The sequence below is a fragment of the Microtetraspora malaysiensis genome (assembly GCF_050947145.1).
In the GTDB taxonomy this organism is placed as follows: Bacteria; Actinomycetota; Actinomycetes; order Streptosporangiales; family Streptosporangiaceae; genus Microtetraspora_A; species Microtetraspora_A malaysiensis.
In genome coordinates, this window is sequence record NZ_CP191998.1 from 2,151,997 (window position 1) to 2,176,678 (window position 24,682).

Sequence of the window (24,682 nt, forward strand, 5' to 3'; positions counted from 1 at the left end):
GTGTGCAGGCACGCGGCCTGGCTGGGGCCGCCCCGGCCGCTGTCGTCGCTGATCGGGGAGTCCGAGCACGGCCTCCTCCACCAGGCGTACGCGCCCCGGCTGCAGCGGTACGGGACCGTCAACGCGGACGGGTTCGGCATGGGGTGGTACGACGACGGGCGGACCGAGCCGGTCCGTTACCGCCGCTCCATCCCCATATGGGCGGACGCCAACCTGCCGGGGCTGGCCGCGGTGGCGCGGTCAGGCTGCCTGCTGGCGGCCGTGCGCTCCGCGACCATCGGGATGCCGATCGAGGAGAGCGCCACGGCGCCCTTCTCCGACGGACGCTGGCTGCTCAGCCACAACGGCCGGGTGGAGCGCGACGCCCTCCTCCCGCTGCTGTCCGCCGACGTCACCGTCCCGGAACGCGTGCCCGCAGGTGGGGCTGACGGAGAGACGTCGGTCCCGGCGTCGGTCCCGGCGTCGGTCCCGGCCGCGGCCTCCTGGAACGGCGCCGCCGCCCCCGCCGCGGGCGGCGCGACTCCGGAGAGTCTGTGCGACTCGGCGTGGCTCGCCGCGGCCGTGTTCGCGCGGCTCCGCGCGGGGATGCCCGCGGCCGAGGCGGTGGCGCGGATCGTCACCGAGGCGGCGCGGACAGACCCGGCGGCGCGGCTCAACCTGCTCGTCTGCGGCGGATCCGAGATCGTCGCCACCGCGTGGGGCGACACCCTTTTCACCCATGTTCACGAGGGCGTGCTCCTGGCGAGCGAGCCCCTGGACGGCAGGCCGGGCTGGCGTGCCGTGGATGACCGCACTTTGGTCGTCGCATCCCCCGACGGTGTGAGCGTGACCCGCATCTGACCCGTCAGGCACCTCTGAGCACGTCTGACACGTATCCGAGGAGCGGAAGTGATCAACCATCTCGACGGCGGTTATCTGCGCCAGGCACTGGAACGAGACGTCCGCACCGGCCTCACCTCCGAACCGAAGTGGCTGCCCCCGAAGTGGTTCTACGACGAGGTGGGCAGCGAGCTGTTCTCCCGGATCACCCGGCTGGACGAGTACTACCCGACCCGGCGTGAGCTGACGATCCTGCGGTCTCACGCCGCCGACATCGTGCACAGGAGCGGCTCGGACACCCTGATCGAGCTGGGCTCCGGCACCAGCGAGAAGACGGCCCTGCTGCTTCCGAAGATGCGCGTCTACATGCCGGTGGACGTGGACGCGGTCACCCTCCGGGCGAGCGCGCGGCGGCTGTCGGCGCGCTTCCCCCGCCTGGCCGTACAGCCGGTGTGCGCGGACTTCGAACGGCACCTGTCGCTGCTCCCGCCGGGGATGGTCGCCTTCCTGGGCGGGACCATCGGCAACCTCGACCCCGAGGCCAGGGAGGTGTTCCTGAACGAGCTGCGCTCCACCCGCAAGCCCGGCGACGCCTTCCTGCTCGGGGCCGACCTGGTCAAAGACAGGGGGCGGCTGATCCGCGCGTACGACGACGCCGAGGGGGTGACCGCCGCCTTCAACCGCAACGTGCTCCACGTCATCAACCGCGAGCTGAACGCCGACTTCGTCCCGGACGACTTCGCGCACGTGGCCCGGTACGACGAGGAGAACGAGTGGGTGGAGATGCGGCTGCGGGCGACCCGCCCGATGCGGGTCCACATCCGCGACCTTGACTTCACGGTCTACTTCGTCCGGGGCGAGGAGATGCGCACCGAGATCAGCGCCAAGTTCCACCGCGACGGGCTGGCGGAGGAGCTGGCGCGGGCGGGCTTCGCCCTGGACCGCTGGTACTCCGACCCGGGCGGGGACTTCGCCCTCGCGCTCAGCACCGCGCGCTGAACCGTCCGGCGGAGCCCGCGGGTCAGCTGCCATCTGGCTACATAGCGTGACATTCCTCAAGTAGCGCTTCTGTCTCGTCCGGCCTTCACACAGGGCGGCGTTTCAGAAGCGCTGCTCTCGGTAACAGCATCGGAACGCTCCGAGCGGAGGTACGCGGATGCGGTTCTTGGGGATCAACGCCATATTCCATGATCCGGCGGCGGCCCTGGTCATCGATGGCGAGATCGTCGCGGCGGCCGAGGAGGAGCGGTTCAGCCGGCGCAAGCACGGCAAGCGCTCGGTGCCGTTCTCCGCCTGGGAGCTGCCGGAGGAGGCGGTGGCCTGGTGCCTGAGCCAGGCGGGACTGCGCCCCGACGACCTCGACGGCGTGGCCTACTCCTACGACCCCGCGCTGGTCCGGCCGGGGCTCGCCGGGGCGGACGAGCATTGGGAGGACCTGCGCACCGCATACGCGCGGAGGGCCCCCGCGTTCCTCGCCACGGCCGTGCCCGGGTTGGACCCGGACCAGGTCAGGTTCGTGCCGCACCACATCGCGCACGCGGCCTCGGCCGGGCTGGCCGCGCCGTACCGCGAGTCGGCGGTGCTGGTCTGCGACGGGCGCGGGGAGGCGGTCTCGCACCTGGCCGGGCACTATCGCGACGGCGAACTGACCGTCCTGGCCGGCCAGGAGCTCCCGCACTCCCTCGGGCTGATGTACGAGGAGGTGACCGAGCACCTCGGCTTCCTCCGTTCGGGCGACGAGTACAAGGTGATGGCGCTCGCGGCCTACGGCGAGCCGCGCCACCTGCCGGAGCTGCGGGAGCTGGTCTACGCGACCGGCGACGGCGGGTTCCGGGTCGAGCCGATCGACTGGGCCGGGTACGCCAAGCGCCGCGAGGGCGGCCAGGGGGTGTGGGCGCCCGAGCACGCCGACCTGGCCGCGAGCGTGCAGGCCCGGCTGGAGGAGGTGCTGCTCGACCTCGCCCGCTGGCTGCACGACCACACCTCGGCCCGCTATCTGACGATGGCCGGGGGAGTGGCGCTCAACTGCGCCGCCAACACCCGGCTGCTGGCCGAGGGGCCGTTCGCGGACATCTGGGTCCAGCCGGCGGCGGGCGACTCGGGGACCGCGCTGGGCGGCGCGCTCCATCTGGCTCGCGCGTACGGCGAGAACGTCGCGCCGATGCCGGGCGCCGACCTCGGGCGCGGCTGGCGGGACGAGGAGCTGGCCGTCTGGCTGGACGTGGCACGGGTGGCCTACGACCGCCCCGACGACCTGGCCGGCGCGGTCGCGGCCGAGCTGGCCGCCGACCGGATCGTGGCCTGGTTCCAGGGCAGGAGCGAGTACGGCCCGCGCGCGCTCGGCCGCCGCTCCCTGCTCGCCCACCCCGGCCGGGCCGGCAACACCGAACGGCTGAACGCGGTGAAGGGACGCGAGCGGTTCCGCCCCGTCGCGCCCATGGTGCTGGCCGAACGGGCGGCCGAGATCTTCTCCCGTGGGCCGGCGTCCAGCCCGTACATGCTGTTCGTGCACGACGTGCGGCCGGAGTGGCGGGACCGGATCCCGGCGGTGGTCCACGTGGACGGCACCGCGCGGATCCAGACTGTGGAACGTTCCCGCGAGCCGCTGCTCGTCCGGATGCTGGAGGAGTTCGAGGTCCGCACCGGGCTGCCGGTCGTGGTCAACACCAGCCTGAACACGTCCGGGCGGCCGATGGCGGACGACCCCAGGGACGCCCTGGAGTGTTTCGGCTCCACGCCGGTGGACGTGCTGGCGCTCGGGCCGTTCCTGGTCCGCAGGCGGGCGGTGGTCGGCGTGTGATCACCGTGGTCGTCCCGGCCGACCACCCCGACGGTCGCCCGACCGTATGATTGCGTAAAGTCACCGATCGCGTACGTTGTGTCGTTTAGTGGCGATATCGGGTGGGGACGTGCCATGACATGTCATCCCGACGGGCGCTGCCGTGCTGAGCCCGCTCGCCCTCGCGGCGGGCCCGGCCAGCCCGGCCGACCTGCTCGCGGCCCGGATGCAGATGGGGTTCTCGCTCGGGTGGCACATCATCATCGCCTGCCTGGGGGTGGGGATGCCCAGCCTGCTCCTCTTCGTGGAGTGGCGGGCCGTGCGGGCCGGCGACGCCGACCTCATGCGGCTGGCGCGGCGGTGGGCCAAGGGGATCGGCGTGCTCTTCGCGGTGGGCGCGGTGTCGGGCACGATCCTCAGCTTCGAGATGGGCCTGCTGTGGCCGGGCCTGATGGACGTGTACGGCCAGGTGATCGGGATCCCGTTCGCGATTGAGGGCGTGGCGTTCTTCATCGAGGCGATCTTCCTCGGCATCTACCTGTACGCCTGGGACCGGCTGCCGCCGCGTACCCACCTGCTGAGCGGGCTGCCCATCGCGATCGCGGGTGTGGCGTCGGCGTTCTTCGTCGTGTCCGCCAACGCGTGGATGAACCAGCCGCGTGGCTTCGACCTGGAGAACGGCCGGGTGACCCGGGTCGATCCGATGGCGGCCATGTTCAACCCGGCCACGCTGCACCAGACCGTCCATATGATCATCGCGGCGTTCATGGTGGCCGGGTTCGGCACCGCGGCCGTCTACGCGGTCGGGATGCTGCGCGGGCGCCGGGACCGCTACCACCGGCTGGGCTTCCTGATCCCGTTCACGCTCGCCGCGGTTCTCTCCCCGATCCAGATCTTCGTCGGCGACTACGCCGCGCGGGTCCTCGCCGAGCACCAGCCGACCAAGCTCGCGGCGGCCGAGGCGCTCTTCCGCACCGGCACGCACGCGCCGCTCAGCTTCGGCGGCGTGGTCCGGAACGACACGCTGCACTGGGCGGTCGAGGTGCCGAGCGCGCTCTCGATCCTCGTCGGGTTCAGCCCCGCGACCCTGGTCAAGGGGCTGGACCAGGTGCCGCGCGCCGACCGGCCGCCGGTCAACCCGGTCCACTGGGGGTTCGACGTGATGGTGGCGATCGGGTTCTTCCTGCTGCTGATCTCCGCCTGGCTGGCGGTCGCGTGGTGGCGGCGGCGCGACCTGCCCCGCCCGCGGCTGTTCCTCTGGCTGGCCGCGCTCGCCGGGGTGGCCGCGGTCGTCGCCGTCGAGGCGGGCTGGATCGTGACCGAGGTGGGCCGCCAGCCCTGGATCGCGTTCGGCAGGATGCGCACGGTCGAGGCGGTGAACCCCGCGCCCGGCCTGTGGGTGGGGTTCCTCATCGTGCTGCTGGTCTATCTGCTCCTCACCGTGGCGACCGTCTACGTACTGCGGGTCATGACCAGGGCCGCGCTGGTGCGCGCGGTCGCCCCCCAGGAAAGGGCCTGACGGACAAGCCATGGACGCCTGATGGACACTGCGCAGATCGTGCTGGTCGTGCTGTGGGTGGGCATCACCCTCTACGCGCTGCTCGCCGGGGCGGACTTCGGCGGCGGCGTGTGGGACCTGCTCGCCGGGCGCGAGCACGCGAACCGGCGGCTCATCGAGCACGCGATCGGGCCGGTCTGGGAGGCCAACCACGTCTGGCTGATCTTCGTGCTCGTCGTCCTGTGGACGGGGTTCCCGCCGGTGTTCGCGGCGGTCATGTCCACGCTCTACATCCCGCTGACGGGGGCGGCCCTCGGGATCATCTTCCGCGGCTCGGCGTTCGTCTTCCGTAAGGTGAGCACGCAGTGGTGGCAGCGGCGCCTCTTCGGCGCCGCGTTCGCGATCTCCTCGGTGTTCACCCCGTTCTTCCTGGGCGCGGTCGCCGGGGGGATCGCGTCGGGCCGGGTGCCGCGCGGCCTGGCCGCGGGGAACCTGCTCGGCAGCTGGTTGAACCCCACCTCGATCTACGGCGGAGTGCTCGCGGTCGGCGTCTGCGCCTATCTCGCCGCCGTCTATCTGTGCGACGACGCCGTACGGGCCGGGCTCGACCCGGAGGGGTTCCGGCGCAGGGCGATCGGCTCCGGGATCGTGGTGGGCCTGATCGCGGTGGCCGGCATCGGCGTGCTCCGCCTGGACGCCCCCAGGCTCTTCACCGGGCTCACCCATCGCGCGCTGCCCGTGGTCGTGGCCAGCGCCGTCATGGGCCTGGCGTCGCTCGGCTTGCTCCTGGCACGCCGGTACCTGCTGGTCCGGCTCACGGCGGTGCTCGCGGTGACCGCGGTCATGTGGGGGTGGCCGCTCGCGCAGTACCCCGTGATGCTGCCGCCGTCCCTCACTTACCAGCAGGCGGCGGCCGGACCCGGGGTGCTCCTGTTCCTGTTGATCGCGCTCGGCGTGGGCGCGCTGCTGATCCTGCCGTCGATCGGGTGGCTGCTCCTCATCCAGCGGCGGCTGCCGTACGACTCCCACTGACCGGGCGTCGCCCGGGGCGCGGCCGAAGTCACACGATTCGGCGCGCCATGGCGATGATCTCCTCCAGGCGGTCGCCGTGCGCCCCGCGCCAGTAGACCCGGTGGCAGGCCGGGCAGCGGGCGAACGTCTCGTAGGTGCGGCGCGTGCCCGGCGGCAGCCTCCGCACCACCTCGGCCTTGCCCGTCGCGACCAGCGGCCCGTTGCAGGCCGTGCAACGGGTCCACGGGGCCAGCGGCGGCGCGAATCTCTCCAGCACGTCGGCGAGCTGCTCGTCCGGCCGTGATCCCCGGACGTATGCCCCGAGCCACAGCGCCCTGCGCCGGAGCAGCCCGCGGTCCTGGGTCAGCAGCACCCGCCGCTCGGCGTTCGCCCGCTCGATGAGCGTGTCGTCGTCCAGGTCGTTGCGGTACGCCGTGTCGACGCCGACCACCCGCAGCCGCCGGGCCAGCGTGCCCAGGTGCACGTCGAGCAGGAACCGGGACGAGGGCACCCGCTGCGGCCGCTCGACCCCGAGCACCCGTACGGCCTCGCCCGGCGCGGGCCGGTACGCCGGGGGCACCGGGCGGCCTTGCACCACCAGCGCGCCGACCTCGGTGAGCGGAACGCCGATCGACTCGACCACGTGCCCGAGCGAGGACGTGCCGTCGTAGGGGACCGGGAGCGCCGTCTCTTCCGCTGCCTTTCCGCCGGACTCTCCCGATCCGGCCCGCGCTTCCGTGCGCCGCAGGCGAGACGAGAGGAAAAGCCGCAGCTCGGGCGCGACGGTGACGGTCAGCTCCCGTCCGGTCATGCTCCCAGCATGCCAGCCGCCGCCCGTACGGCAGGGCGCGGTCCGCCCGCACCGCCGCCGGGGGGTGAGCGCGCGGTCAGATCTGGTCGACCCGCCAGAGCGTGAGACCGAACGCCGTGGCGACGGGACGCCACTGCTCCACGAAACGGGTCTTGGCGTTCTGGGCGTCCGCCGACCGGTCGAGGCCCGTGACGTAGTCCTCGTCGCCGGTGACGGGGCCGGTGCAGCGGCCCTCCAGGTACCGCCGCGCCCAGGACAGGAAGGCGGCGTCCGCGTCCGCCGAGGCGTCCAGCGCCTCGATCAGCGTCGCCTTGAGGTTGTCGCCGCCGGACAGGGACGACACATCGAGGTCCCGGGCCGACGCGAGCTGCTCGCGGCGGCTGCCGGTGATGGACGCGATCGTGTCCGCGCCGGAGCCGTCGCAGCCGCTCACGCTCGCGATCGCGTCGCTCAGCCCCGAGCGCGCGGAGTGGCTGCCCGCCAGGAGGGTGTCGATCGCCCGCGCCTGCCCGCCGGCCTCCTCATCGGAGCCGCCGGCTGCGTCGGTCTCAGTGCCGGTCTCCGTGGTGGTGGGGTCCGGCGTCTTGTCCGGCGTTTCGCCGGGCGTCGGCGAGGAGGAGGTCGGCTCCGTCGAGGCGTCCGGGCTCGCCGTGGCGATCGAGCCGGTTGGCGGGCCCGGGTAAGTCGGTCCGGTGGACCGCCCGGCGACCAGCCACCACACGAGCGCGAGCGCGAGCAGCGCCGGGACGACGCCCAGAGTGACCTTGGGCCAGCGCCGGTTCCGCAGACGCCACGGTTCCGAGGGTTCGAAGGGCGTGGGAGGACCGGGCGGGTCCCAGGCCGCATGGTGTTCCCGCGGCGCGTGTGTCGGCGGCCCTTGCCATGCCGCACGGCGCTCCTGCGGCGCGTGCGGCGGCCCTTCCCGTGCCGCCGGTCCCTCCGGGGCGCGCGGCCCTCCCGGCGTCTCCTGGCCCGGCTGCCGTACCGGCTTGGGAGACCAGTACGGAGAGGTCTCCGGGGACAACCAGAGCCGGCCTTCCGCGGACGGCTCCGCCGCCGGCGGCCGGATCGGCTGGAGAGCGGGCAGGGAACGGCCGCATCGGGGGCAGGAGGGGAGGCTCCCCATATCTGCCCCGCAATGGTCACATACGCGACTGGGCGCAGGATCCCGGTTCACGAGCTCCCCATATCCGGTCAGACAAAAATGTGACAATGTTCGGCTTTTCCGTCAAAGCCGAATTAATGCGCGACGGGGAAGACGACTGTTTTGCAACGACTCTACTCATGGTCGTTTTGCGTTTCATAGACTCTTCCACCCCCGGTTTCCCTCCCGGGAGGGTCGGTGGTCACGTTCCACACGATCACGAGACAATTCCCCCCGTGAAACGTACGGAGAGGTACACCGCCGTGGGGATGGCGCTCGGGGTCGTGGCCGACGCCCTCGTGGGCGACCCCCGCAAGGGGCACCCGGTCGCCGTCTTCGGCGGCCGCGTCGCCGCCCTGGAAAACCGCATATACGCCGACTCGCGGGCGCGCGGGACGCTGTTCACCGCGATCTGCGTGGGCGCGGTCGCCGGGATCGGGGTCGCCGCGGACCGGCTCACCCGCGGCCGCCCGCTGGCGCGTACCGCCGTCACCACCGCCGCCACCTGGGCGGTCCTCGGAGGGACCACGCTCGGCCGCGAGGGCGCGCACATGGCCGCGTCCCTGGAGTCCGGCGACCTCGCCGCCGCCCGCGCGCGGCTGCCGCACCTGTGCGGGCGGGATCCCTCCCGGCTGGACGCGCCGGAGCTGGCGCGGGCCACGGTCGAGTCGATCGCGGAGAACACCTCCGACGCCGCCGTCGCGCCGCTCTTCTGGGGCGCGGTGGCGGGGGTGCCCGGCCTGCTCGCCTACCGGGCGATCAACACGCTCGACGCCATGGTGGGACACCGCTCCCCGCGCCACGAGCGGTTCGGCTGGGCGTCCGCCCGGCTCGACGACGCGGCCAACCTCGCCCCGGCCCGGCTGACCGGCCTGCTCGCCGTCGCCCTCGCCCCGGTCGCGCGCGGGTCGTCCCGCCGGGCGCTGGCCGCGCTGCGGAGGGACGGGCACCGCCACCCGAGCCCCAACTCCGGCCAGTGCGAGGCCGCCTTCGCCGGAGCCCTCGGCGTACGGCTCGGCGGCGTGAACGACTACGGCGGGCGGCGCGAAGCGCGGCCCGAGCTGGGGGACGGGCCGCGGCCCGCCGTCCCCGACATCCGCCGTGCCGTACGGCTCGCCCGGGCGGTCTCCTGGACGGCGGCGGCGCTCGGGGTCGGGGCCCGCTGGGCGGTGGCGGCCCGGCGTGGAGCGAGCGCGGCGCGGTGACCCCCGGCCACGATCCGGGGTGAGCGGGGCTGGTTGCCGGAACCGCGAAAGGAACAGATCGCCAGATATCCGATGACGGGCATTTCCTCCGGAGGCACGTGGGAGGACCATTCCGGTCATGACAGCGGTTGTTCAGACCGAAGGACTGACCAAGTTCTACGGGAAACGACGGGGCCTGCAAGACCTCGACCTGGAGATCCAGCCGGGCGAGGTCTTCGGATATCTCGGCCCCAACGGTGCGGGGAAGACGACGACGATCCGGCTGCTCCTCGACGTGATCAGGCCGACGTCGGGCCGGGCCGTCGTCCTCGGCCTCGATCCGCGCGACAGCCGGGCGCGGGCCAGGATCGGCTACCTGCCCGGCGAGCTGGCCGTGGAGGGCCGCGAGAAGGCGGGCGCCTACCTCGAGTTCATGGCAGCGGTACGCGGCGGGCCGTCGCGCCGCCGCATCGAGGAGCTCGCCGAGCGGCTGGAGGCCGACCTGTCGGCCCGGATGGGCGAGCTCTCCAAGGGTAACAAGCAGAAGATCGGCCTCATCCAGGCGTTCATGCACGAGCCCGAGCTGCTCATCCTCGACGAGCCGACGAGCGGCCTCGACCCCCTCGTCCAGCAGGAGTTCCTCGCCATGGTCCGCGAGGTCAGGCGCGAGGGCCGCAGCGTCCTGATGTCCTCGCACGTCCTGGCCGAGGTGGAGCACGTCTCCGACCGGGTCGGCATCGTCCGCTCGGGCCGCCTGGTCGCGGTCGAGGACGTCGCCGCGCTCAGGGAGCGGGCGGTCAGGAAAGTCGAGTTCCACTTCGACGCGCCGGTCCCCCGGGAGGCGTTCGAGAACCTGCCGGGCGTGCGGGACCTGGTCGTCGAGGGCGCGAACCTGCGCTGCACCATCGACGGCCGCCCCGACGCGCTGATCAAGGCGGCGGCGCGATTCACCGTCGTCCACATGGTCAGCTCGGAGCCCGACCTGGAGGAGATCTTCCTCACCTATTACAGCGAGGAAGAGCACGGTGACGAGGAGGCCGGGCATGTCCGCGCTCGTGCGTAAGACCCTGGGCGACTACCGCAGGGCGCTCATCGGCTGGACCATCGGGGTCTGTGCGTTCCTCCTGCTCTACCTGTCGATCTACGACAGCATCGCGGCGAACCCGGACCTCTACGAGAAGGCCGCGCTGGCCAAGTATCCGGGCGCGCTCAAGGACCTCATGGGCGGGCTGGCCGACCTGGCCACCGGCGCCGGATTCCTCCAGGTCATCGCGTACCAGCTGTTCGGCCCCATGATGCTGATCATGTGCGCGGCGGTGCTCGGCAACCGGGCCGTCGCCGTGCCGGAGGAGTCCGGCACGCTGGAGCTGGTCCTCACCCTGCCGATCAGCCGGCGGCGGCTCATCCTCGGACGGTTCGCCGCGCTCGCCCTCGGCCTGCTGGGCGTCGGGCTCGCGACCTTCCTCGTGATCGCCGTCATGTCGGCAGTCCATGACATGGGCGTGCCGATCGGGCGCGTCGCCGCCGCGCACGCCGGGCTGTACCTGCTGGTCCTGTTCTTCGGCACGCTGGCGCTCACGCTGGGCGCGGCCGTCGGGAGCAAGGCGCTCGCCCTGGCGGTGACCGCGGTCTACGCGATCGGCGGGTACGTCGTCGAGACGCTCGGCAGGAGCGTGGACGCGATCTCCTGGCTCCGCGTGATCTCGCCGTTCCACTACTTCCTGGACGGCAGGCCCATCTATCAGGGCTGGCCGGTGGGCGACTATCTTGTCCTGCTGGCCGCGACGGCCGTGCTTCTCGCGGTGGCCGTCCTCACGTTCGACCGGCGTGACGTAGGAGTCTGATGGACGTGCTCGTTCGGGTGAGCGAGGCGACCGGGGTACCCGCCGACCTGCTCGGCGGGTACCTTTCCGCGCTGGCGGCGTCCGTCGCCACCGGTCGGCTCCCCGACCGCGCGGAGACGGACGCGCTCAGGGCGTGCGGCACGCTCGCCGCCGAGCGCGGGGTCCCGCTGCGCGCCCTCGCCGACGCCTGCCTCCTCGTCGCCGAGCTGACGCAGGCGACACCGGGGACCGCCGCGGTCTTAGGAGCCGTACGGCGCGGCCTCTCGGCCTTCGCCGAGGGATACGAGGAAGCCCACCTCACGGCCATCGCCACGGAGGAGGGGGCGCGCCGGGAGTTCGTGGACGACCTGCTCCAGGGCCGGGCGGACGCGCGGCAGGCCGAGCACTTCGGGCTCCGCCTGGCCGAGGCGTACACCGTGACCGTGGTGCGGGCGGCGGACCCGCTGCCGCCGGACGCCCCCGTGGTCAGGCGGATCGAGCGGGCGCTGGTGGCGAGGTTCGGCTCGCACAACATCCTCGTCGCCGGGCGCGACGGCATGCTGGTCTGCGCCGCGCCCGCCTCGCTGGCGGCGGCGACGGGGGAGTTCACCCACCAGGTGCGGTCGTCGCTCGAGGCGTGGCGGGCCGGTGTCGGGCGGCCGCACCACGGGCCGGGCGGCATCGTCACGTCGTACCGGGAGGCGGTCGGCGCGATCGACCTCGGTGAGCGGCTCGGCCTGCGCGCGCAGGTGCTCAAGGCGACCGACCTGCTGGTCTTCCCTGTGCTGCTGCGCGACCACGGCGCGATCGTGGACCTGGTCGGCACCGTGCTCGGCCCGCTGGAAGCGGCGCGCGGCGGACCGGAGCCGCTGCTTTCCACCCTGGAGGCCGTGTTCGCGTCCCACGGGAACCACACGGCCGCCGCGCGCCGGCTCGGCGTCAGCACCCGGGCCGTCACCTACCGGCTGGAGCGGGTGCGCAGGCTCACCGGCTTCTCCCCGGTCGACCCCACGCAGCGGTTCACCCTGGAGACCGCGGTGCTCGGGGCGCGGCTGCTCGACTGGCCCGCCCGTCCCCTCGACGGCCAGGCGGGATCCGACGGGCGGCACGGCCCCTTCGGGCTCAGGGGATGAGCAGGAGCTTGCCGGTCGTGCGGCGGGCCTCCAGGTCGTCGTGCGCCCGGCGTGCCTCGGCCAGCGGGTAGCGCCCGGTGATGTGCACCTTGAGCGCCCCCGAGGCCACCCAGCCGAGCAGCTCGCCCGCCCGCCCGAGCAGCTCCTCGCGCGTCGCGACGTAGTGGCCGAGCGTCGGCCGGGTCAGGAACAGCGAGCCGCCCAGGTTCAACCGCTGCGGGTCGACCGGCGGGACCGGGCCGCTGGCCGCGCCGTACAGGGCCATCATGCCGCGCGGGCGCAGCGACGCCAGCGAGCCGTCGAACGTGGACGCGCCGACGCCGTCGTAGACGACGTGGACGCCCGCACCGGTGATCTCGTGGACCGCCTCGCTGAAGTTCTCGTAGCGCAGCACCTCGTCGGCGCCCGCCTCCCGGGCCAGCTTCTCCTTCGCCTCGGTGGAGACGGTGCCGATCACCCGGGCGCCGAGCAGCTTGGCCATCTGGGTGAGCAGCAGCCCCACGCCGCCGGCCGCCGCGTGGACCAGCACGTCGTCTCCCGGTCGCACCGCGTACACCGAGTGGGTCAGGTAGTGGGCGGTCAGCCCCTGGAGCAGCACGGCGGCCGCGAGCTCGGGTGAGAGGCCACGGGGGAGCGGCACCGCCTGGTCGGCCGGGACCACCGCGCGCGTGGCGTAACTGCCGAGCGCGTTCGCCCAGCCGACGGCGTCGCCCACGACCAGGTCGGTCACGCCCTCCCCGGTCGCGATGACCGTGCCCGCCCCCTCGGAACCGGGGACGAACGGCAGCGGAAGCGGGTAGCGCCCCTGCCGGTGGTAGACGTCGATGAAGTTGACGCCGCTCGCCGCGACCTGGACGAGCACCTCGCCCGGGCCGGGCGCCGGATCAGGCCGCTCGGCGTACTCCAGGACGGAGGAGTCACCCGGGGCGGAGACGACTATGGCACGCATGAAAACTCCCGTTGCGAGACTTCCTTGCTCGTGCCCAACCCCCGCGCCGTCACCCCTTGTTCCCGCCGCCCGGAAGACCCAGGTCAACTCGAGGATCTCCCGGGCATCCGGATCCGGTCCACCACGAGCGTCGACGTCGAGCCGGGTCAAGTGGTCTGTAAGTGGTCTGTACCTATGGTCACCATTGTGATTATGATCATGATTCCGGTGCGGCGGGGTCCCGCCTCGCCGGGAACGGCAGATCCCCACCCCGAAGGGACAGCTCATGTCGAACAAGCTCACCAGATTGGCCGCGACGTCGCTCGCGGCGGTCACCCTGGCGACGGCGGGTTCCGCGCTGGCGGCACCCGCCGAGGCCGCGGTCACCGGCTCCGGCACGTCGAGCACCTCGGTCGCCCTCGCGTCCACATGGATCAAGTACGGCGATTACTCGTCCGAGGCGAAGTGCAAGGCGAAGGGCGAGGAACTGCGAAAGAAGGGGACGTACCTGTCGTACTTCTGCGAATACACCGGCTTCTTCACGCTGATGGTCCTGACCAGGTGACCGGCTGAACGCATGCGGCGCGGGAAACAGATGTACCGCCGCTAGGAGCCGGCCAGGAGCCGGCTAGGAGTCGGCGCCCTCGAGCTCGGCGGCCGACACCAGGACGGGGCGGTCGACGAAGGCGACGGTCACGGTGACGCCGGGCGCGAGCCGGACGGAGTCGTGGCCGGGCACATCGGCGAGCAGCTCCGCGCCGTCCGCGAGCTGGACGCGCAGGCGCGCGATCGAGCCGCGGAAGGAGGAGGCGACCACCGTGGCCGTGCCCTCGGCCGAGGGGGTGGCGAGCACCGCCTCGGGCCGGACGAGCACGTCGACCGGCCCGTGGACGGGCGGTCCGTCTACGGGCAGCGTCTGTCCCAGCACCGTCACCCGCTCGCCCGAGGCGGCCCCGGGGACGTGGTTCATCGTGCCGACGAACTCGGCGACGAACGGCGTGGCCGGCCGGTCGTACAGCGTGGCCGGGGCGGCGACCTGCTCCAGGCGTCCCGCGCGGAGCACGGCCACCCGGTCGGCGACCGACAGCGCCTCCTCCTGGTCGTGCGTCACGAAGATCGTCGTGATGCCGAGGGAGAGCTGGAGCCGGCGGATCTCCTCACGGAGCGCGCCGCGGACCTTGGCGTCCAGGGCGGACAGCGGCTCGTCGAGCAGCAGCACCCGCGGTTCGAGCGCGAGCGCCCTCGCGATGGCGACGCGCTGCTGCTGCCCGCCGGAGAGCTGGTGCGGGTACCGCTCGCCGACGGTGGGGAGGCCGACCAGCTCCAGCAGCTCCTGCGCCCTGGCGTGCCGTTTGGCCGCCGCGACCTTGCGTACGCGCAGGCCGAAGGCCACGTTGTCCCGGGCGTTGAGGTTCGGGAAGAGGCTGTAGGACTGGAACACCATTCCGGCGTCGCGCCGGTTGGCGGGCACGCCGGTGATGTCCCGGCCGTCGATGAGGACCGCTCCCTCGTCGGGGTGCTCGAACCCGGCGACGCACCGCAGAGCGGTGGTCTTGCCGCATCCGGACGGGCCGAGCAGGGCGAGCAGTTCGCCGGGCTCGGCGGCGAGGTCCAGGCCGTCGAGGGCGACGGTGCCGCCGAAACGCCGGTGCAGCCCGCGAAGCTCCACCCTGGCTCCGGCGGCGGCCTCCGTGACGGCTTCGCCGGTGGCCCCGGTGACGGGCGCGGTCATGATCGATTCCTTCCTGCGAGGGAGACGGCGAGCAGAACCAGCCAGGTGAGCAGCAGGCTGAACAGCGAGACGGCGACCGACACCTGGGCCTGCGAGCCGGAGATGTAGACGATCCACACCGGGAACGGCTGGAAGCTGAGCAGCCGCGCGACGGTGAACTCCCCGAGTACCAGTGCCAGCGTGAGGAACGACGCGCCGGCCAGGGCCGAGCGCAGGTTCGGGACGATCACCCGGAACATGACGTGCGGCCAGGAGGCCCCGCAGTTGCGCGCCGCCTCCACGAGCGTGCGCACGTCGATCGCGCGCAGCCCCGCGTCCAGTGAGCGGTAGACGTAGGGCAGGGCGAGCACCACGTACGCGAGCACGAGCACCACGGGGAAATCCGGGTTCTGCAAGGCGATGATCGTTTGGTAGAAGGGGGTTGTGGCCAGATATTCCGGCCCGAACCGCAGCACGGTGCCGATCCCCGCGACGAACGTGATCGGCGGGACGACGAGCGGCAGCGTACACACCACTTCCAGGACCGGCCGCAGCCGCGGCGCGCCCAGCCGTACGGCCAGCATGGCCGGCAGGGCGAGCAGCAGGACGACCGCGATGGTCGCCACCGCCAGCGCCAGCGACAGCAGCAGGCTGGAGGCGAACCCGGGAGCCGAGAAGATCTGGCCGTAGGCGTCGAGGCTGAAGCCCTGGGGGTCGTCCACCGTGAACCAGAACGAGGCGGCCATCGGCACCAGGAAGTACACCGCGGCCAGCGCCAGCACGACCACGCGCCAGGCCCGCGGCCGTTCCTTGCGCCCGGGGGCGGAGGACGCGTCCCCGGCGATCGGGGCCGGGGTCAGCGCAGCCATCGGGCGCTCCTCCGTTGCAGCGGCAGGTAGACGGCCATGACCAGCCCGGCGACCACGATCATGTCGAGGCTGAGCGCGAGTGCCACGTTCTCGTGGCCGATGAGGACGTTGCCGGTCAGCGCGTTGGCGATCTGGAGGGTGACCAGCGGCACCGTCGTGCCGACCATCGCCGCGGCCGTGGCGTAGGCGGCGAAGGCGCTGCCGAACAGGAGCACCACCGCGCCGAGCAGTGACGGCGCGAGCACGGGCACGCCCACATACCGCCAGTACTGCCAGGCCGAGGCGCCGTTGTTCAGCGCGGCCTCGCGCCACTGCGGCCGCAGGCCGTCCAGGGCGGGGGTGACGACGAGAACCGTCAGCGGGACGGAGAAATACAGGTAGACCAGGGTGAGTCCCCAGAAGTTGTAGAGGCTCCACCCGTGCTCGCCGAGCCCGAGGGCGCGGGTGACGACGCCGGAGTTGCCCAGCGTGGCGATCCAGGCGAACGCCAGCGGCACCCCGCCGAAGTTCGCCAGGACGCCCGACGCCGTGAGAACGGCCTGGCGCAGCCGGGAGGCGACCACGGCCTGGGCGAGGAAGACGCCGAGGACCGTGCCGAGCACCGCGACCGTCGCCGACAGCTTCACGCTCCCGATCAGCGCGGTGAGATAGGCCCCCTGCAGCGACTCGGCCAGGTTCTCGCCGGTGAACCGCCCCTGGCGGACGAACGTGCCGCCGAGCAGCACGACCAGCGGCGCGCCGAAGACGACCGCGACGAACGCCAGCAGCGGCGCCGTCGCGATCCATCCCCTCGATCTTTTACGGTTCCGGCCCGGCACCGGGACGGAAGCCGTACTTACGGGACGGCTCATCCGGAGACCGCGGCGCCCCAGCCGGAGGCGAGGGTTTCCTTGGCCTTGTTGATCTGGGCCTCGCTCGCGAACGTGGGCGTTCCCTCGACCGCGGGGAGCTTGGCCACGACGGCGGCGTCGGCCGTGCCGTCGGTCTGCATCGCGGGCAGCAGGACCGCGCGGGCGTAGCCCTTGAGGTAGAGGTTCTGGCCCTCGGCGCTGAAGAGGAACTCCTGCCACAGGCGGGCGGCCGCCGGGTGCGGCGCGTCCTTGTTGACGGCCTGCGCGTAGAACTGCGAGTACTTGCCGTCGCTCGGCACGACGACCTTCCAGTCGACGCCCTTGTCCGCGAACTGGTCGGCGTACCCGGCGTTGAGGTAGTCCCAGTCGATGCTGATCGGCGTCTCACCGTTCTGGACGGTGGCCGGGGTGGACTCGACGGGGTTGAAGTTGCCGGCGGCCTTGAGCTTCTTGAAGAACTCCAGGCCCGGCTGGATGTCGTCGAACGAGCCGCCGTCGGCCAGAGCCGCGGCGTAGACCCCGGCGAAGGCCGCGCCCGCCTTGGTCGGGTCGCCGTTCAGGGCGACCTTGCCCTTGTACTCGGGCTTGAGCAGGTCGGCGTACGTCTGGGGGCAGTTCGGCACCCTCTTGGCGTCGCAGCCGATCGAGACGTAGCCGCCGTAGTCGTTGACCCAGCCGCCGTCCGCGGCCTTCTGGCCGTCGGGGATCTTGTCCCACGTCTGCACCTTGTACGGCGCGAACAGGCCCTCCTGGGCGCCGCTCAGGGCGAAGGACTGGCCGAGGTCGAGCACGTCGGGGGCGCGGTCCTGGCCCTTGAGCGTCTTCACCGCGTTGATCTCGTCCGAGCTGGAGCCGTCGGGGTTGTCGCTGGTGATCGTGATGCCGTACTTGCTCGAGAAGGTGTCGAGGAGTTCCCCGTAGTTCGCCCAGTCGCGGGGCAGCGCGATGACGTTGAGCTTGCCTTCCTTCTTGGCGGCCTCAACCAGCTTGTCCATCCCGCCGAAGTCGGCGACGGAGGTGGCGGCCTTCGCGTCGGGTCCTCCGGAGGACGTGTTCTCGGCGGGTGCGGCTCCGCAGGCCGCGCTCAAGGGGATGGCCAGGGACAGGGTGGCCACGAGGCCGGCGATGCGTGCAGACACGCTTTTGTCTCCCGCTGTCGTACATGAATCGAACATGGGCGAACCCGATGTAACTGAGCAAACCCAGTTAGCCCTGGGCAGATTGCGCTTTGGTGAACAGAAGGGCCCGAGATGATGGCGCTTTGTGAACGGGTCGCGGCGCGTTCCCCCCGACCGGGTTGCGGTCGATCTTCTGAGAACATATGTTCGAAGGTAGTACGTAGCGCCCGCCTTCCCCCGGGTGCCGACCATGGGGGGAAGATCCATCTTGAGCAGACTTTACGGCGATCCGATCGAGGTGTGGGTCAGGGACGGCCGGCCCGCCCAGTTCGTCTGGCGCGACCGTCTCTACGCGATCCGCCAGGTCCAGGATCACTGGGTGGTGGCCCGCGAGTGGTGGAAGACCTCCGACGCCGACCCGGGTGAGCGGCGGTTCTGGCGGGTCGAGGCCGGCATGGGCCCCGGCGTCGGGACCTACGAGCTGCGCTTCGACACCGCGAGCCGCGGCTGGCTGCTGCTGAGGGCGTGGGACTGATGGCCTCCTTCGTCCATCTCCACGTGGCCTCGGCCTACTCCCTCCGGTACGGCACGGCCTTCCCGCCCGCCCTGGTCGCGCGCGCGGCGGCCCACGGCATGGACACCCTCGCACTGACCGACCGCGACGGCCTCTACGGCGTGATCAAGCACATCCAGGCATGCCACGCCGAGGGGCTCGCCCCCATCGCCGGCGTCGACCTGGTCCTGCGCGCCCACGACCACCGTGCGGCGCGCGGCGGGCGCGCGGGCGTCCACGGCGACGCCGGGGAGACCCGGGGCGACGGCCCGGCGGGCGACGACGAGCGGCGGGTCGTCGTCCTGGCCCGCGCGGACGGCTGGGGCCCCCTGTGCCGCCTCGTCACCGCCGCCCACCACGCGGGCGAGCGTGGCGAGCCGTACGTGACGCGCGAGATGCTCGCCGAGCACGCGCGCGGGCCCGCGGGCGAGCCCCGGCTGGTGGTGCTGCTCGGGCCCAGGTCCGACGTCGGCCGCGCGGCGGCCGGGCAGCGCGACGAGGAGGCGCGGGCGTTGCTGGCCGACTGGCGCGCCGCGGCGCCCGACGTCGTGGTCGAGGTGGCCGACCATTACGGCTACCGCGACGCGAACGTCGCCGCCCGGATGCTCGGCCTGGCCGACTGGGCGGGCCTCCCCGCCGTGCTGACCAACGCGGTGCGCCACCTCGACCCCGACGACCACCAGGTCGGCAACGTGCTGGACGCCGCGCGCCGGCTCGCGCCGCTGCACGCCCGGCACCTGGAGCAGTCCTCCCAGGCGTACCTCAAGAGCGGTGAGGAGATGGCCCGGGTGGCGGAGCGGGTCTGCGGCGGCGACCGGAGCCGGATGGCCCGGCTCCTGGCGGAGACGCGCCGCGTGGCGGAGCGGTGTGCGCTCGACCCGGTCGAGATCGTCCCGCTGCTGTCCGACCCGCCGGGCGCGCCGCACCTGCCCGAGGTCGGCGGCGACCCGGTCCCGATGCTGCGGAGCCGCTGCGAGGAGGGGCTGCGCCGCCGGGGGATGGAACGGTCGAAAGAAGCCAGGGAGCGGCTCACCGCCGAGCTGGACATCATCGAGCGGAAGCGGCTGTCCGGCTACTTCGTCGCGGTGGCCGACATCACCGACATGATCCGCGGCATGGGGGTGCGCTGCGCGGTCCGCGGCTCCGGCGCGGGCAGCCTGGTCAACTACCTCGCCGGCATCGGCGAGGTGAATCCCCTCGAACACGGCCTGCTCATGGAGCGCTTCCTGTCCGAGGGCCGCCGCGGCCTGCCGGACATCGACGTGGACGTCGAGTCCGCGCGCCGGCTCGACTGCTACCGCGCCATCCTCGGCCGGTACGGCGAGGCCCAGGTGGCCTGCGTCTCCATGATGGAGACCTACCGGGCGCGCAGCGCGATCAGGGACGTCGGCTCCGCCATGGGGCTGCCCCCGCACGAGATCGACGCCATCGCGAAGGCGTTCCCGCACATCCGCGCCAAGCAGATCCGGGCCGCCCTGGCCGACCTCCCCGAATTGCGCGACAGCGGCCTGAACGACCGGTCGCTGGAGACCGTGTTCCGGCTCGCGGAGAAGCTCGACGGGCTGCCCCGGCACATCGCGCTGCATCCGTGCGGCGTGCTGGTCGGCAACGCGGCGCTGCGCGACCGCACGCCGGTGGAGCGCAGCATGCTCGACTTCCCGATGTCGCAGTTCGACAAGGACGACGTCGAGGAGGCGGGCCTGCTCAAGCTGGACGTGCTCGGCGTGCGGATGCAGTCCGCGATGGCCCACGCGCTGGACGAGATCGAGCGGGTCGACGGCGTGCGGGTCGACCTGGACGCCGTCCCGCGCGACGACGTGGACACCTACGACATGATCTGCTCGGGCCACACGATCGGCTGCTTCCAGATCGAGTCGCCCGGCCAGCGCGAGCTGGTCGCCAAGCTGGAGCCGCGCACGATGCACGACCTGATCGTGGACATCTCGCTGTTCCGGCCGGGCCCGGTCAACTCCGACATGGTCACGCCGTACCTGGAGGCCAGGCACGGCTTCCGGCGGCCGTCGTACGCGCACGAGGAGCTGCGCGGGGCGCTGCGGGAGACCCACGGCGTGGTCGTCTTCCACGAGCAGGTGCTGAAGGTCGTCGACGTCATGACCGGCTGCGGGCTGTCGGAGGCGGAGCAGGCCCGCCGCGCCCTCGGCACGCCGGAGGGCAGGGAGGCGGTCCACGACTGGTTCGTGCCGCTGGCCGCGGAGAGGGGGTTCGACCCTGCCACGGTGGAGAAGGCGTGGAAGGTCCTCGACGCGTTCGGCGCGTTCGGGTTCTGCAAGGCGCACGCGGCGGCGTTCGCGCTGCCGACCTACCAGTCGGCGTGGCTGAAGCGGCATCACGCGGCCGCCTTCCTGGCGGGCGTGCTCACCCACGAGCCGGGCATGTATCCGAGCCGGGTGATCCTCGACGAGGCCCGCCGGTGCGGCGTCGGGATCCTGGCTCTGGACGTCAACCACTCCGGCCGGCACTGGCGGGTCGAGAAGACCGGCGGCGAGCCGGCCGGACCGGCTCCCGAAGAGCCGTACGGCGAGGCGGCGGCGACGGGGGAGCTGACGGGGGAGTCGACGGAGGAGCTGACGGGGGAGTCGACGGGAAAGCCGCTGACCCTCCGCGTCCGGCCCGGCGACCTGGGCCCGCGGCGGCAGGACGTCGATCTCGGCAGTGGTGTCGACAGCGGCGTCGGTAGTGGCGTCGACGGCGGGCCCGACGGGGGGACCGGAGGGTTCGGCCGGGGCTACGCCCTGCGCGTGCCGTTCTCCGCGGTACGCGGGGTCAGCGAGGCCGAGATCGACCGGATGGTCGCCGGCCAGCCGTACACGTCGGTGGCCGACTTCTGGGAGCGGGCCCGCCCGTCCCGGCCGGTCGCGGAGCGGATCGTCGAGGTCGGCGGCCTCGACACGATGTACGGCCTGCGCCCCGGCGGCCCCCGATGGCGGCCGGGCCGCCTGACCAGGCGGGACCTGATCGCCCAGGTGGGCGCGCTCGACCGCTCGTCGGCGGCCGGCGTGGCGGCCAAGGGCGACACGGCGGCGGTGCAGCTCCCGATGGCGTTCGCCGAACGGGTCACCCCGGGCGAGCTGCCGGAGATGACCGAGGCCGAGGTGGTCGAGGCCGAGCTCGCCGTCCTCGGCATGGACGTCAGCCGGCACGTGATCGGCTTCCACGACGAGCTGCTCGACGCGATCGGCGTCGTCCGGGCGAGAGACCTGCTGCGGCAGCGCAACGGCGCCGAGATCCTGGTCGCCGGGGTCAAGGTGGCGACCCAGACGCCCGCCGTGCGGTCGGGACAGCGGGTCATCTTCCTCACCCTCGACGACTCCACCGGACCGATCGACCTGACGTTCTTCGAGTCGGTGCAGGCACACACGGCGGCGACCGTGTTCGGGTCGTGGCTGCTGGTCGCGCGGGGGGTGGTCCGGCGGACCGGCGCGCGGGCCGTCTCGCTGCGCGCCCTGAACTGCTGGAACCTCGTCGATCTCGACGAGCTGTGGCGCGCGCCGCCGCCGCGCGGAGGCGTCGACGCCGTACGCGCCCTGCTGGACGAGACGCCGGAGCCCGACGGCGGCGTCGGCGGCCGCCCCATCGAGTACGGCAACGGCTACCGGCTCTCGCCCTACTCCGACATCGGGCCGGCCCCGGGCGTGCGCGACGCCGCGGCCTTCCTGGCCCATCCCACCGAGCCCCAGCGGCGGCTCTGGCACGCGAGCTCCGGCAGCTCCGGGCCCACCCGCACGCGCAGGCGGTGACGGTCCGCGTCGCCCGGGGCGGCGGCCGCCCGCGGGCCGCGGAACCCGGTGATCCGGTGGACGGTCGCGGCGCACAGCGCGGCGGCGACCGCCGCCGTCACCAGTTCGAGCGGCCCCACGCCGGTCAGGTCGGCCGGACCGTGGGTGCGCGGCAGCCGTACCAGGATCAGCCAGATCAGCGTCAGCCAGCTCATCCACCAGCCGGCGAGCAGCGGGAGCCAGCGGGAGCGGCTCCCCCTGCCGCGCGCCGCCTCCCGCCAGGCCTGGTCGGCGACGATCGGGGGCGCCACGAGGTTCACGCCCGGCACCAGCCAGGCGCCGAGCGTGTAGAGGCCGGAGGAGGCCGGCCGCACCTTCCGCAGCCAGCCCAGATAGGCCACCGCCGCCGCGACGGTGGCCCCGGCGAGCAGCAGTATGAGGATCGCGAACACGGTCACGGCCCCGACCACCTCGCGGGCGGCCGGGTTGTGCGGATCGCCGCCGAACGCCGCGATCTCGCGGGACAGCCGTCGTCCGCGTACGTGCTCGAAGAGCACCACCGCAGCCATCGCGGCGACCTGCGCGCCGAGGCTCGCGTAGACCGTCGCGGCCGACCGGCTCACTTCCGAAGAGGCGGATCGCATGTGTTTCTCCCCCCGGCCTCCGTGTCACTTGCCCCTCTCGTATCCCATTGGTACCGGCGCTAATCGGAGCTGATCCGGCGTCCGCCACGGGCCATAGAAAGGTTTGGCACGCCCTTCCCGCCAGCTTTGGCCGGGCGATCGATCGTCGCTGGTGAAAGGCGGTCCGAAGGGCGGTCCGAAGAGTGGGGTGAAGAGTGACCGCGGTGCAGGGGGCGACCGCTGACAGTGGGGGGTCTAAGGAGTGTCAGACATGACTTAGCCGAGGACGAGGTCGCGGACGGTCCGCAGCGTCTCCTCGTCGCGCGGCCCCATGACGAGAAGGTTCGTCACCGGGCTGGCCCGCCACGGCTTCAGCCGCTCCCGAATCCGGGCCGGCGGCCCGACCAGCGAGATGCCGTCGGCCAGTTCGTCCGGGATCGCGGCGAACGCCTCCTCCTTGCGTCCGGAGAGATAGAGCGCCTGGATGCGCTCGGCCGCCTCGGCGTACCCCATGCGGCCGATGATGTCGGCGTGGAAGTTGCGCGTCTTCGCGCCCATGCCGCCGATGTACAGCGTGAGCATCATCTTGACGCCGTCCAGGGCGGCCCGGACGTCGTCGGTGACCATCGTCATGACCATGGCCGCCACGTCGAAGTCCGGCCGCGCTCCCGCGAGCGCCGTGCCGTACATCGTGTCGATCTTGTCGGGGAAGGTGAACAGCGGCAGCCAGCCCTGGGCGATCTCGGCGGCGAGCGCGACGTTCTTCGGACCCTCCGCGCCGAGGTAGACGGGGATGTCGGCGCGGAGCGGGCGGGTGATGAGCTTCAGCGGCTTGCCGAGGCCGCCGGGCAGCGGCAGCGGATAGTGCGGCCCGTCATTCGTAACAGGTTCTTCCCGGCGCCAGATCTTGCGCATGATCTCGACGTACTCCCGGGTTCGGGCCAGCGGGCGGGCGAACGGCCGGCCGTACCAGCCCTCGACGACCTGCGGCCCGGACGCGCCGACGCCGAGGAGCAGCCGGCCGCCGGTGAGGTGGTCCAGCGTCATCGCGGTCATCGCGGTGGCCGCGGGCGTGCGCGCGGAGAGCTGCGCCACGCTCGTGCCGAGCTTGATTCTGCTGGTCCGCGCGCCGTACCAGGCGAGCGGGGTGAACGCGTCGCTCCCGTATGCCTCGGCCGTCCACACCGAGTCATATCCCAGGCGTTCGGCGGCCTGGACGAGCCCGGTGGCGTCGTCGGCGGTCCGCTGCCAGTAGCCCAGATTCAGTCCCAGTCTCAGGTCCTCGGCCACCCGGTCCTCCTCAGGTCGCGTCTGCGCGTGGAACCCGATTAGAACACGTTCTAGCTCGGATAGGCACGGGCCAGATGCTCGGCGACGGCGGCCGTCGCGGCCTCGGCGTCGCGGGCGCGCACCGCGTCGAGGATGCGGCGGTGGTCGGCCTGCAGATCCGCCGTGTCGCCGAGGCGGCGCACCGCGTCGACGGCGTAGCGCCGTACCGCGTCGCGCAGGGCCCGCATGATCGCGGAGGTGAGCCGGTTGCCGGACGCCGCCGCGAGGGCCATGTGGAAGGCGATGTCGTGCGCGACGAACTCCTCGGGGGTGGCGGCGGCGTCCATCGCGGCGACGGCCTGGGCCATCTCGCCGAGCGCGGCCCCGCCGTCGCCCGCGGCACGGGCGGCCGCCCACTGCTCGATCATCAGGCGGGTGTCCACGACCTCGCGCATGGTGAGCGTGGACAGGCTCAGGTTGAGCCGGAGCAGCTCGGTGAGCGCGCTGTCCGGCCGCGACGTCAACACCGCCCCGGCGTCCGGGCCCCGCCCGACCTGGGACGACACCACGCCGAGGGTCGCGAGCGCGCGCAGCGCCTCGCGGACCGACGAACGGCTCACCCGGAGCTCCTCGGCGAGCTGGCGCTCGCCGGGCAGCCGGTCGCCGACGGTGAGCCCGCCGGCGGCGATCCGCTCCTCGATCCGGTCGAGGACCTCCTCGAAGGCCCGCGTCCGGGCGCCCTCCGGGGCGCGCCGGGGCTCCCGGTGACCGTCGACGACGCTCAACGTCCGTCCTCCTCCGCGTGGGACCGGCTCTCCGGC

At 72.7% G+C, this 24,682-nt stretch carries 21 protein-coding genes and 1 pseudogene; 12 read left to right on the forward strand and 10 right to left on the reverse strand.

Annotated elements, in window-relative coordinates:
• From ACQP1V_RS10475 to ACQP1V_RS10495, 5 genes are all read left to right on the forward strand, one after another.
• On the forward strand, nt 1-840 hold the full coding sequence (locus tag ACQP1V_RS10475; protein WP_433421434.1) for a class II glutamine amidotransferase: 840 nt from the start codon (nt 1-3) through the stop codon (nt 838-840).
• A 48-nt stretch (nt 841-888) separates the two neighbouring features.
• Nucleotides 889-1,818, forward strand: a complete 930-nt coding sequence (gene egtD / locus ACQP1V_RS10480) for an L-histidine N(alpha)-methyltransferase (protein WP_433421436.1) — start codon at nt 889-891, stop codon at nt 1,816-1,818.
• A 157-nt stretch (nt 1,819-1,975) separates the two neighbouring features.
• On the forward strand, nt 1,976-3,619 hold the full coding sequence (locus tag ACQP1V_RS10485; RefSeq protein WP_433421439.1) for a carbamoyltransferase family protein: 1,644 nt from the start codon (nt 1,976-1,978) through the stop codon (nt 3,617-3,619).
• Nucleotides 3,620-3,761: 142 nt separating this feature from the next.
• A complete protein-coding gene (locus ACQP1V_RS10490; protein WP_387416493.1) occupies nt 3,762-5,117 on the forward strand; it encodes a cytochrome ubiquinol oxidase subunit I in 1,356 nt (451 codons plus the stop codon).
• A 21-nt stretch (nt 5,118-5,138) separates the two neighbouring features.
• Nucleotides 5,139-6,128 (forward strand): cytochrome d ubiquinol oxidase subunit II, encoded by a 990-nt coding sequence (locus tag ACQP1V_RS10495; RefSeq protein WP_433421443.1) that lies wholly within the window; start codon nt 5,139-5,141, stop codon nt 6,126-6,128.
• Nucleotides 6,129-6,156: 28 nt separating this feature from the next.
• On the opposite strand, the gene ACQP1V_RS10500 is transcribed toward ACQP1V_RS10495, so the two are convergent.
• Complete coding sequence (locus ACQP1V_RS10500) at nt 6,157-6,918, reverse strand: Mut7-C RNAse domain-containing protein (protein ID WP_433421446.1); 762 nt, start codon at nt 6,916-6,918, stop codon at nt 6,157-6,159.
• Between the two features lie 76 nt (nt 6,919-6,994).
• Nucleotides 6,995-8,044, reverse strand: a complete 1,050-nt coding sequence (locus ACQP1V_RS10505) for a hypothetical protein (protein WP_433421448.1) — start codon at nt 8,042-8,044, stop codon at nt 6,995-6,997.
• 254 nt (nt 8,045-8,298) lie between these two features.
• Here ACQP1V_RS10505 and ACQP1V_RS10510 point away from each other — a divergent pair, with 254 nt between their 5' ends.
• The 4 genes from ACQP1V_RS10510 to ACQP1V_RS10525 all read left to right on the forward strand — a co-directional run bounded on the left by ACQP1V_RS10510 (nt 8,299) and on the right by ACQP1V_RS10525 (nt 12,202).
• Entirely contained in the window at nt 8,299-9,267 is a 969-nt protein-coding gene (locus tag ACQP1V_RS10510; protein WP_433421451.1) for a cobalamin biosynthesis protein, read from the forward strand.
• Between the two features lie 118 nt (nt 9,268-9,385).
• The gene (locus tag ACQP1V_RS10515) at nt 9,386-10,309 is read left to right on the forward strand and encodes an ABC transporter ATP-binding protein (protein ID WP_387416497.1); all 924 of its coding nucleotides are present in this window, start codon (nt 9,386-9,388) and stop codon (nt 10,307-10,309) included.
• The gene (locus tag ACQP1V_RS10520; RefSeq protein ID WP_433421454.1) at nt 10,290-11,090 is read left to right on the forward strand and encodes an ABC transporter permease; all 801 of its coding nucleotides are present in this window, start codon (nt 10,290-10,292) and stop codon (nt 11,088-11,090) included. Before ACQP1V_RS10515 ends, ACQP1V_RS10520 begins: the two co-directional genes overlap by 20 nt.
• Nucleotides 11,090-12,202 (forward strand): PucR family transcriptional regulator, encoded by a 1,113-nt coding sequence (locus tag ACQP1V_RS10525; RefSeq protein ID WP_433421456.1) that lies wholly within the window; start codon nt 11,090-11,092, stop codon nt 12,200-12,202. The genes ACQP1V_RS10520 and ACQP1V_RS10525 overlap by 1 nt, the downstream gene beginning before the upstream one ends.
• Here the strand turns inward: ACQP1V_RS10525 and ACQP1V_RS10530 are convergent.
• Nucleotides 12,192-13,151 carry a quinone oxidoreductase family protein gene (locus ACQP1V_RS10530; protein WP_433421459.1) on the reverse strand — a complete coding sequence of 320 codons (960 nt, stop codon included), beginning with the start codon at nt 13,149-13,151 and terminating at the stop codon, nt 12,192-12,194. The two genes, ACQP1V_RS10525 and ACQP1V_RS10530, sit on opposite strands and share 11 nt — an antisense overlap.
• Nucleotides 13,152-13,416: 265 nt before the next feature.
• Here ACQP1V_RS10530 and ACQP1V_RS10535 point away from each other — a divergent pair, with 265 nt between their 5' ends.
• Entirely contained in the window at nt 13,417-13,695 is a 279-nt protein-coding gene (locus ACQP1V_RS10535; protein ID WP_067141165.1) for a hypothetical protein, read from the forward strand.
• A gap of 63 nt (nt 13,696-13,758) precedes the next feature.
• Here ACQP1V_RS10535 and ACQP1V_RS10540 read toward each other — a convergent pair whose 3' ends face one another.
• The 4 genes from ACQP1V_RS10540 to ACQP1V_RS10555 are packed head-to-tail and all read right to left on the reverse strand — an operon-like array spanning nt 13,759 to nt 17,700.
• On the reverse strand, nt 13,759-14,862 hold the full coding sequence (locus ACQP1V_RS10540) for an ABC transporter ATP-binding protein (RefSeq protein WP_433421462.1): 1,104 nt from the start codon (nt 14,860-14,862) through the stop codon (nt 13,759-13,761).
• Entirely contained in the window at nt 14,859-15,710 is an 852-nt protein-coding gene (locus ACQP1V_RS10545) for an ABC transporter permease (RefSeq protein WP_387416502.1), read from the reverse strand. Before ACQP1V_RS10545 ends, ACQP1V_RS10540 begins: the two co-directional genes overlap by 4 nt.
• Entirely contained in the window at nt 15,698-16,561 is an 864-nt protein-coding gene (locus ACQP1V_RS10550) for an ABC transporter permease (protein WP_387416503.1), read from the reverse strand. The genes ACQP1V_RS10545 and ACQP1V_RS10550 overlap by 13 nt, the downstream gene beginning before the upstream one ends.
• Nucleotides 16,558-17,700 carry an ABC transporter substrate-binding protein gene (locus ACQP1V_RS10555; protein WP_387416504.1) on the reverse strand — a complete coding sequence of 381 codons (1,143 nt, stop codon included), beginning with the start codon at nt 17,698-17,700 and terminating at the stop codon, nt 16,558-16,560. Before ACQP1V_RS10555 ends, ACQP1V_RS10550 begins: the two co-directional genes overlap by 4 nt.
• A 247-nt stretch (nt 17,701-17,947) precedes the next feature.
• Here ACQP1V_RS10555 and ACQP1V_RS10560 point away from each other — a divergent pair, with 247 nt between their 5' ends.
• Together ACQP1V_RS10560 and ACQP1V_RS10565 are read left to right on the forward strand one after the other, a co-directional pair.
• Nucleotides 17,948-18,214 (forward strand): DUF6504 family protein, encoded by a 267-nt coding sequence (locus ACQP1V_RS10560; protein WP_084259575.1) that lies wholly within the window; start codon nt 17,948-17,950, stop codon nt 18,212-18,214.
• Nucleotides 18,214-21,990 carry a DNA polymerase III subunit alpha gene (locus tag ACQP1V_RS10565; protein ID WP_433421467.1) on the forward strand — a complete coding sequence of 1,259 codons (3,777 nt, stop codon included), beginning with the start codon at nt 18,214-18,216 and terminating at the stop codon, nt 21,988-21,990. Before ACQP1V_RS10560 ends, ACQP1V_RS10565 begins: the two co-directional genes overlap by 1 nt.
• 59 nt (nt 21,991-22,049) lie before the next feature.
• Here ACQP1V_RS10565 and ACQP1V_RS10570 read toward each other — a convergent pair.
• The 3 genes and pseudogenes from ACQP1V_RS10570 to ACQP1V_RS10580 form a co-directional block, all read right to left on the reverse strand.
• Nucleotides 22,050-22,613 (reverse strand): annotated as a pseudogene (locus ACQP1V_RS10570) (DUF4328 domain-containing protein); the annotation flags it as partial.
• Nucleotides 22,614-22,868: 255 nt separating this feature from the next.
• Entirely contained in the window at nt 22,869-23,882 is a 1,014-nt protein-coding gene (locus ACQP1V_RS10575) for an LLM class F420-dependent oxidoreductase (protein WP_433421470.1), read from the reverse strand.
• Between the two features lie 50 nt (nt 23,883-23,932).
• Complete coding sequence (locus ACQP1V_RS10580) at nt 23,933-24,646, reverse strand: FadR/GntR family transcriptional regulator (RefSeq protein ID WP_433421473.1); 714 nt, start codon at nt 24,644-24,646, stop codon at nt 23,933-23,935.
• Between the last annotated feature and the right edge of the window lie 36 nt (nt 24,647-24,682).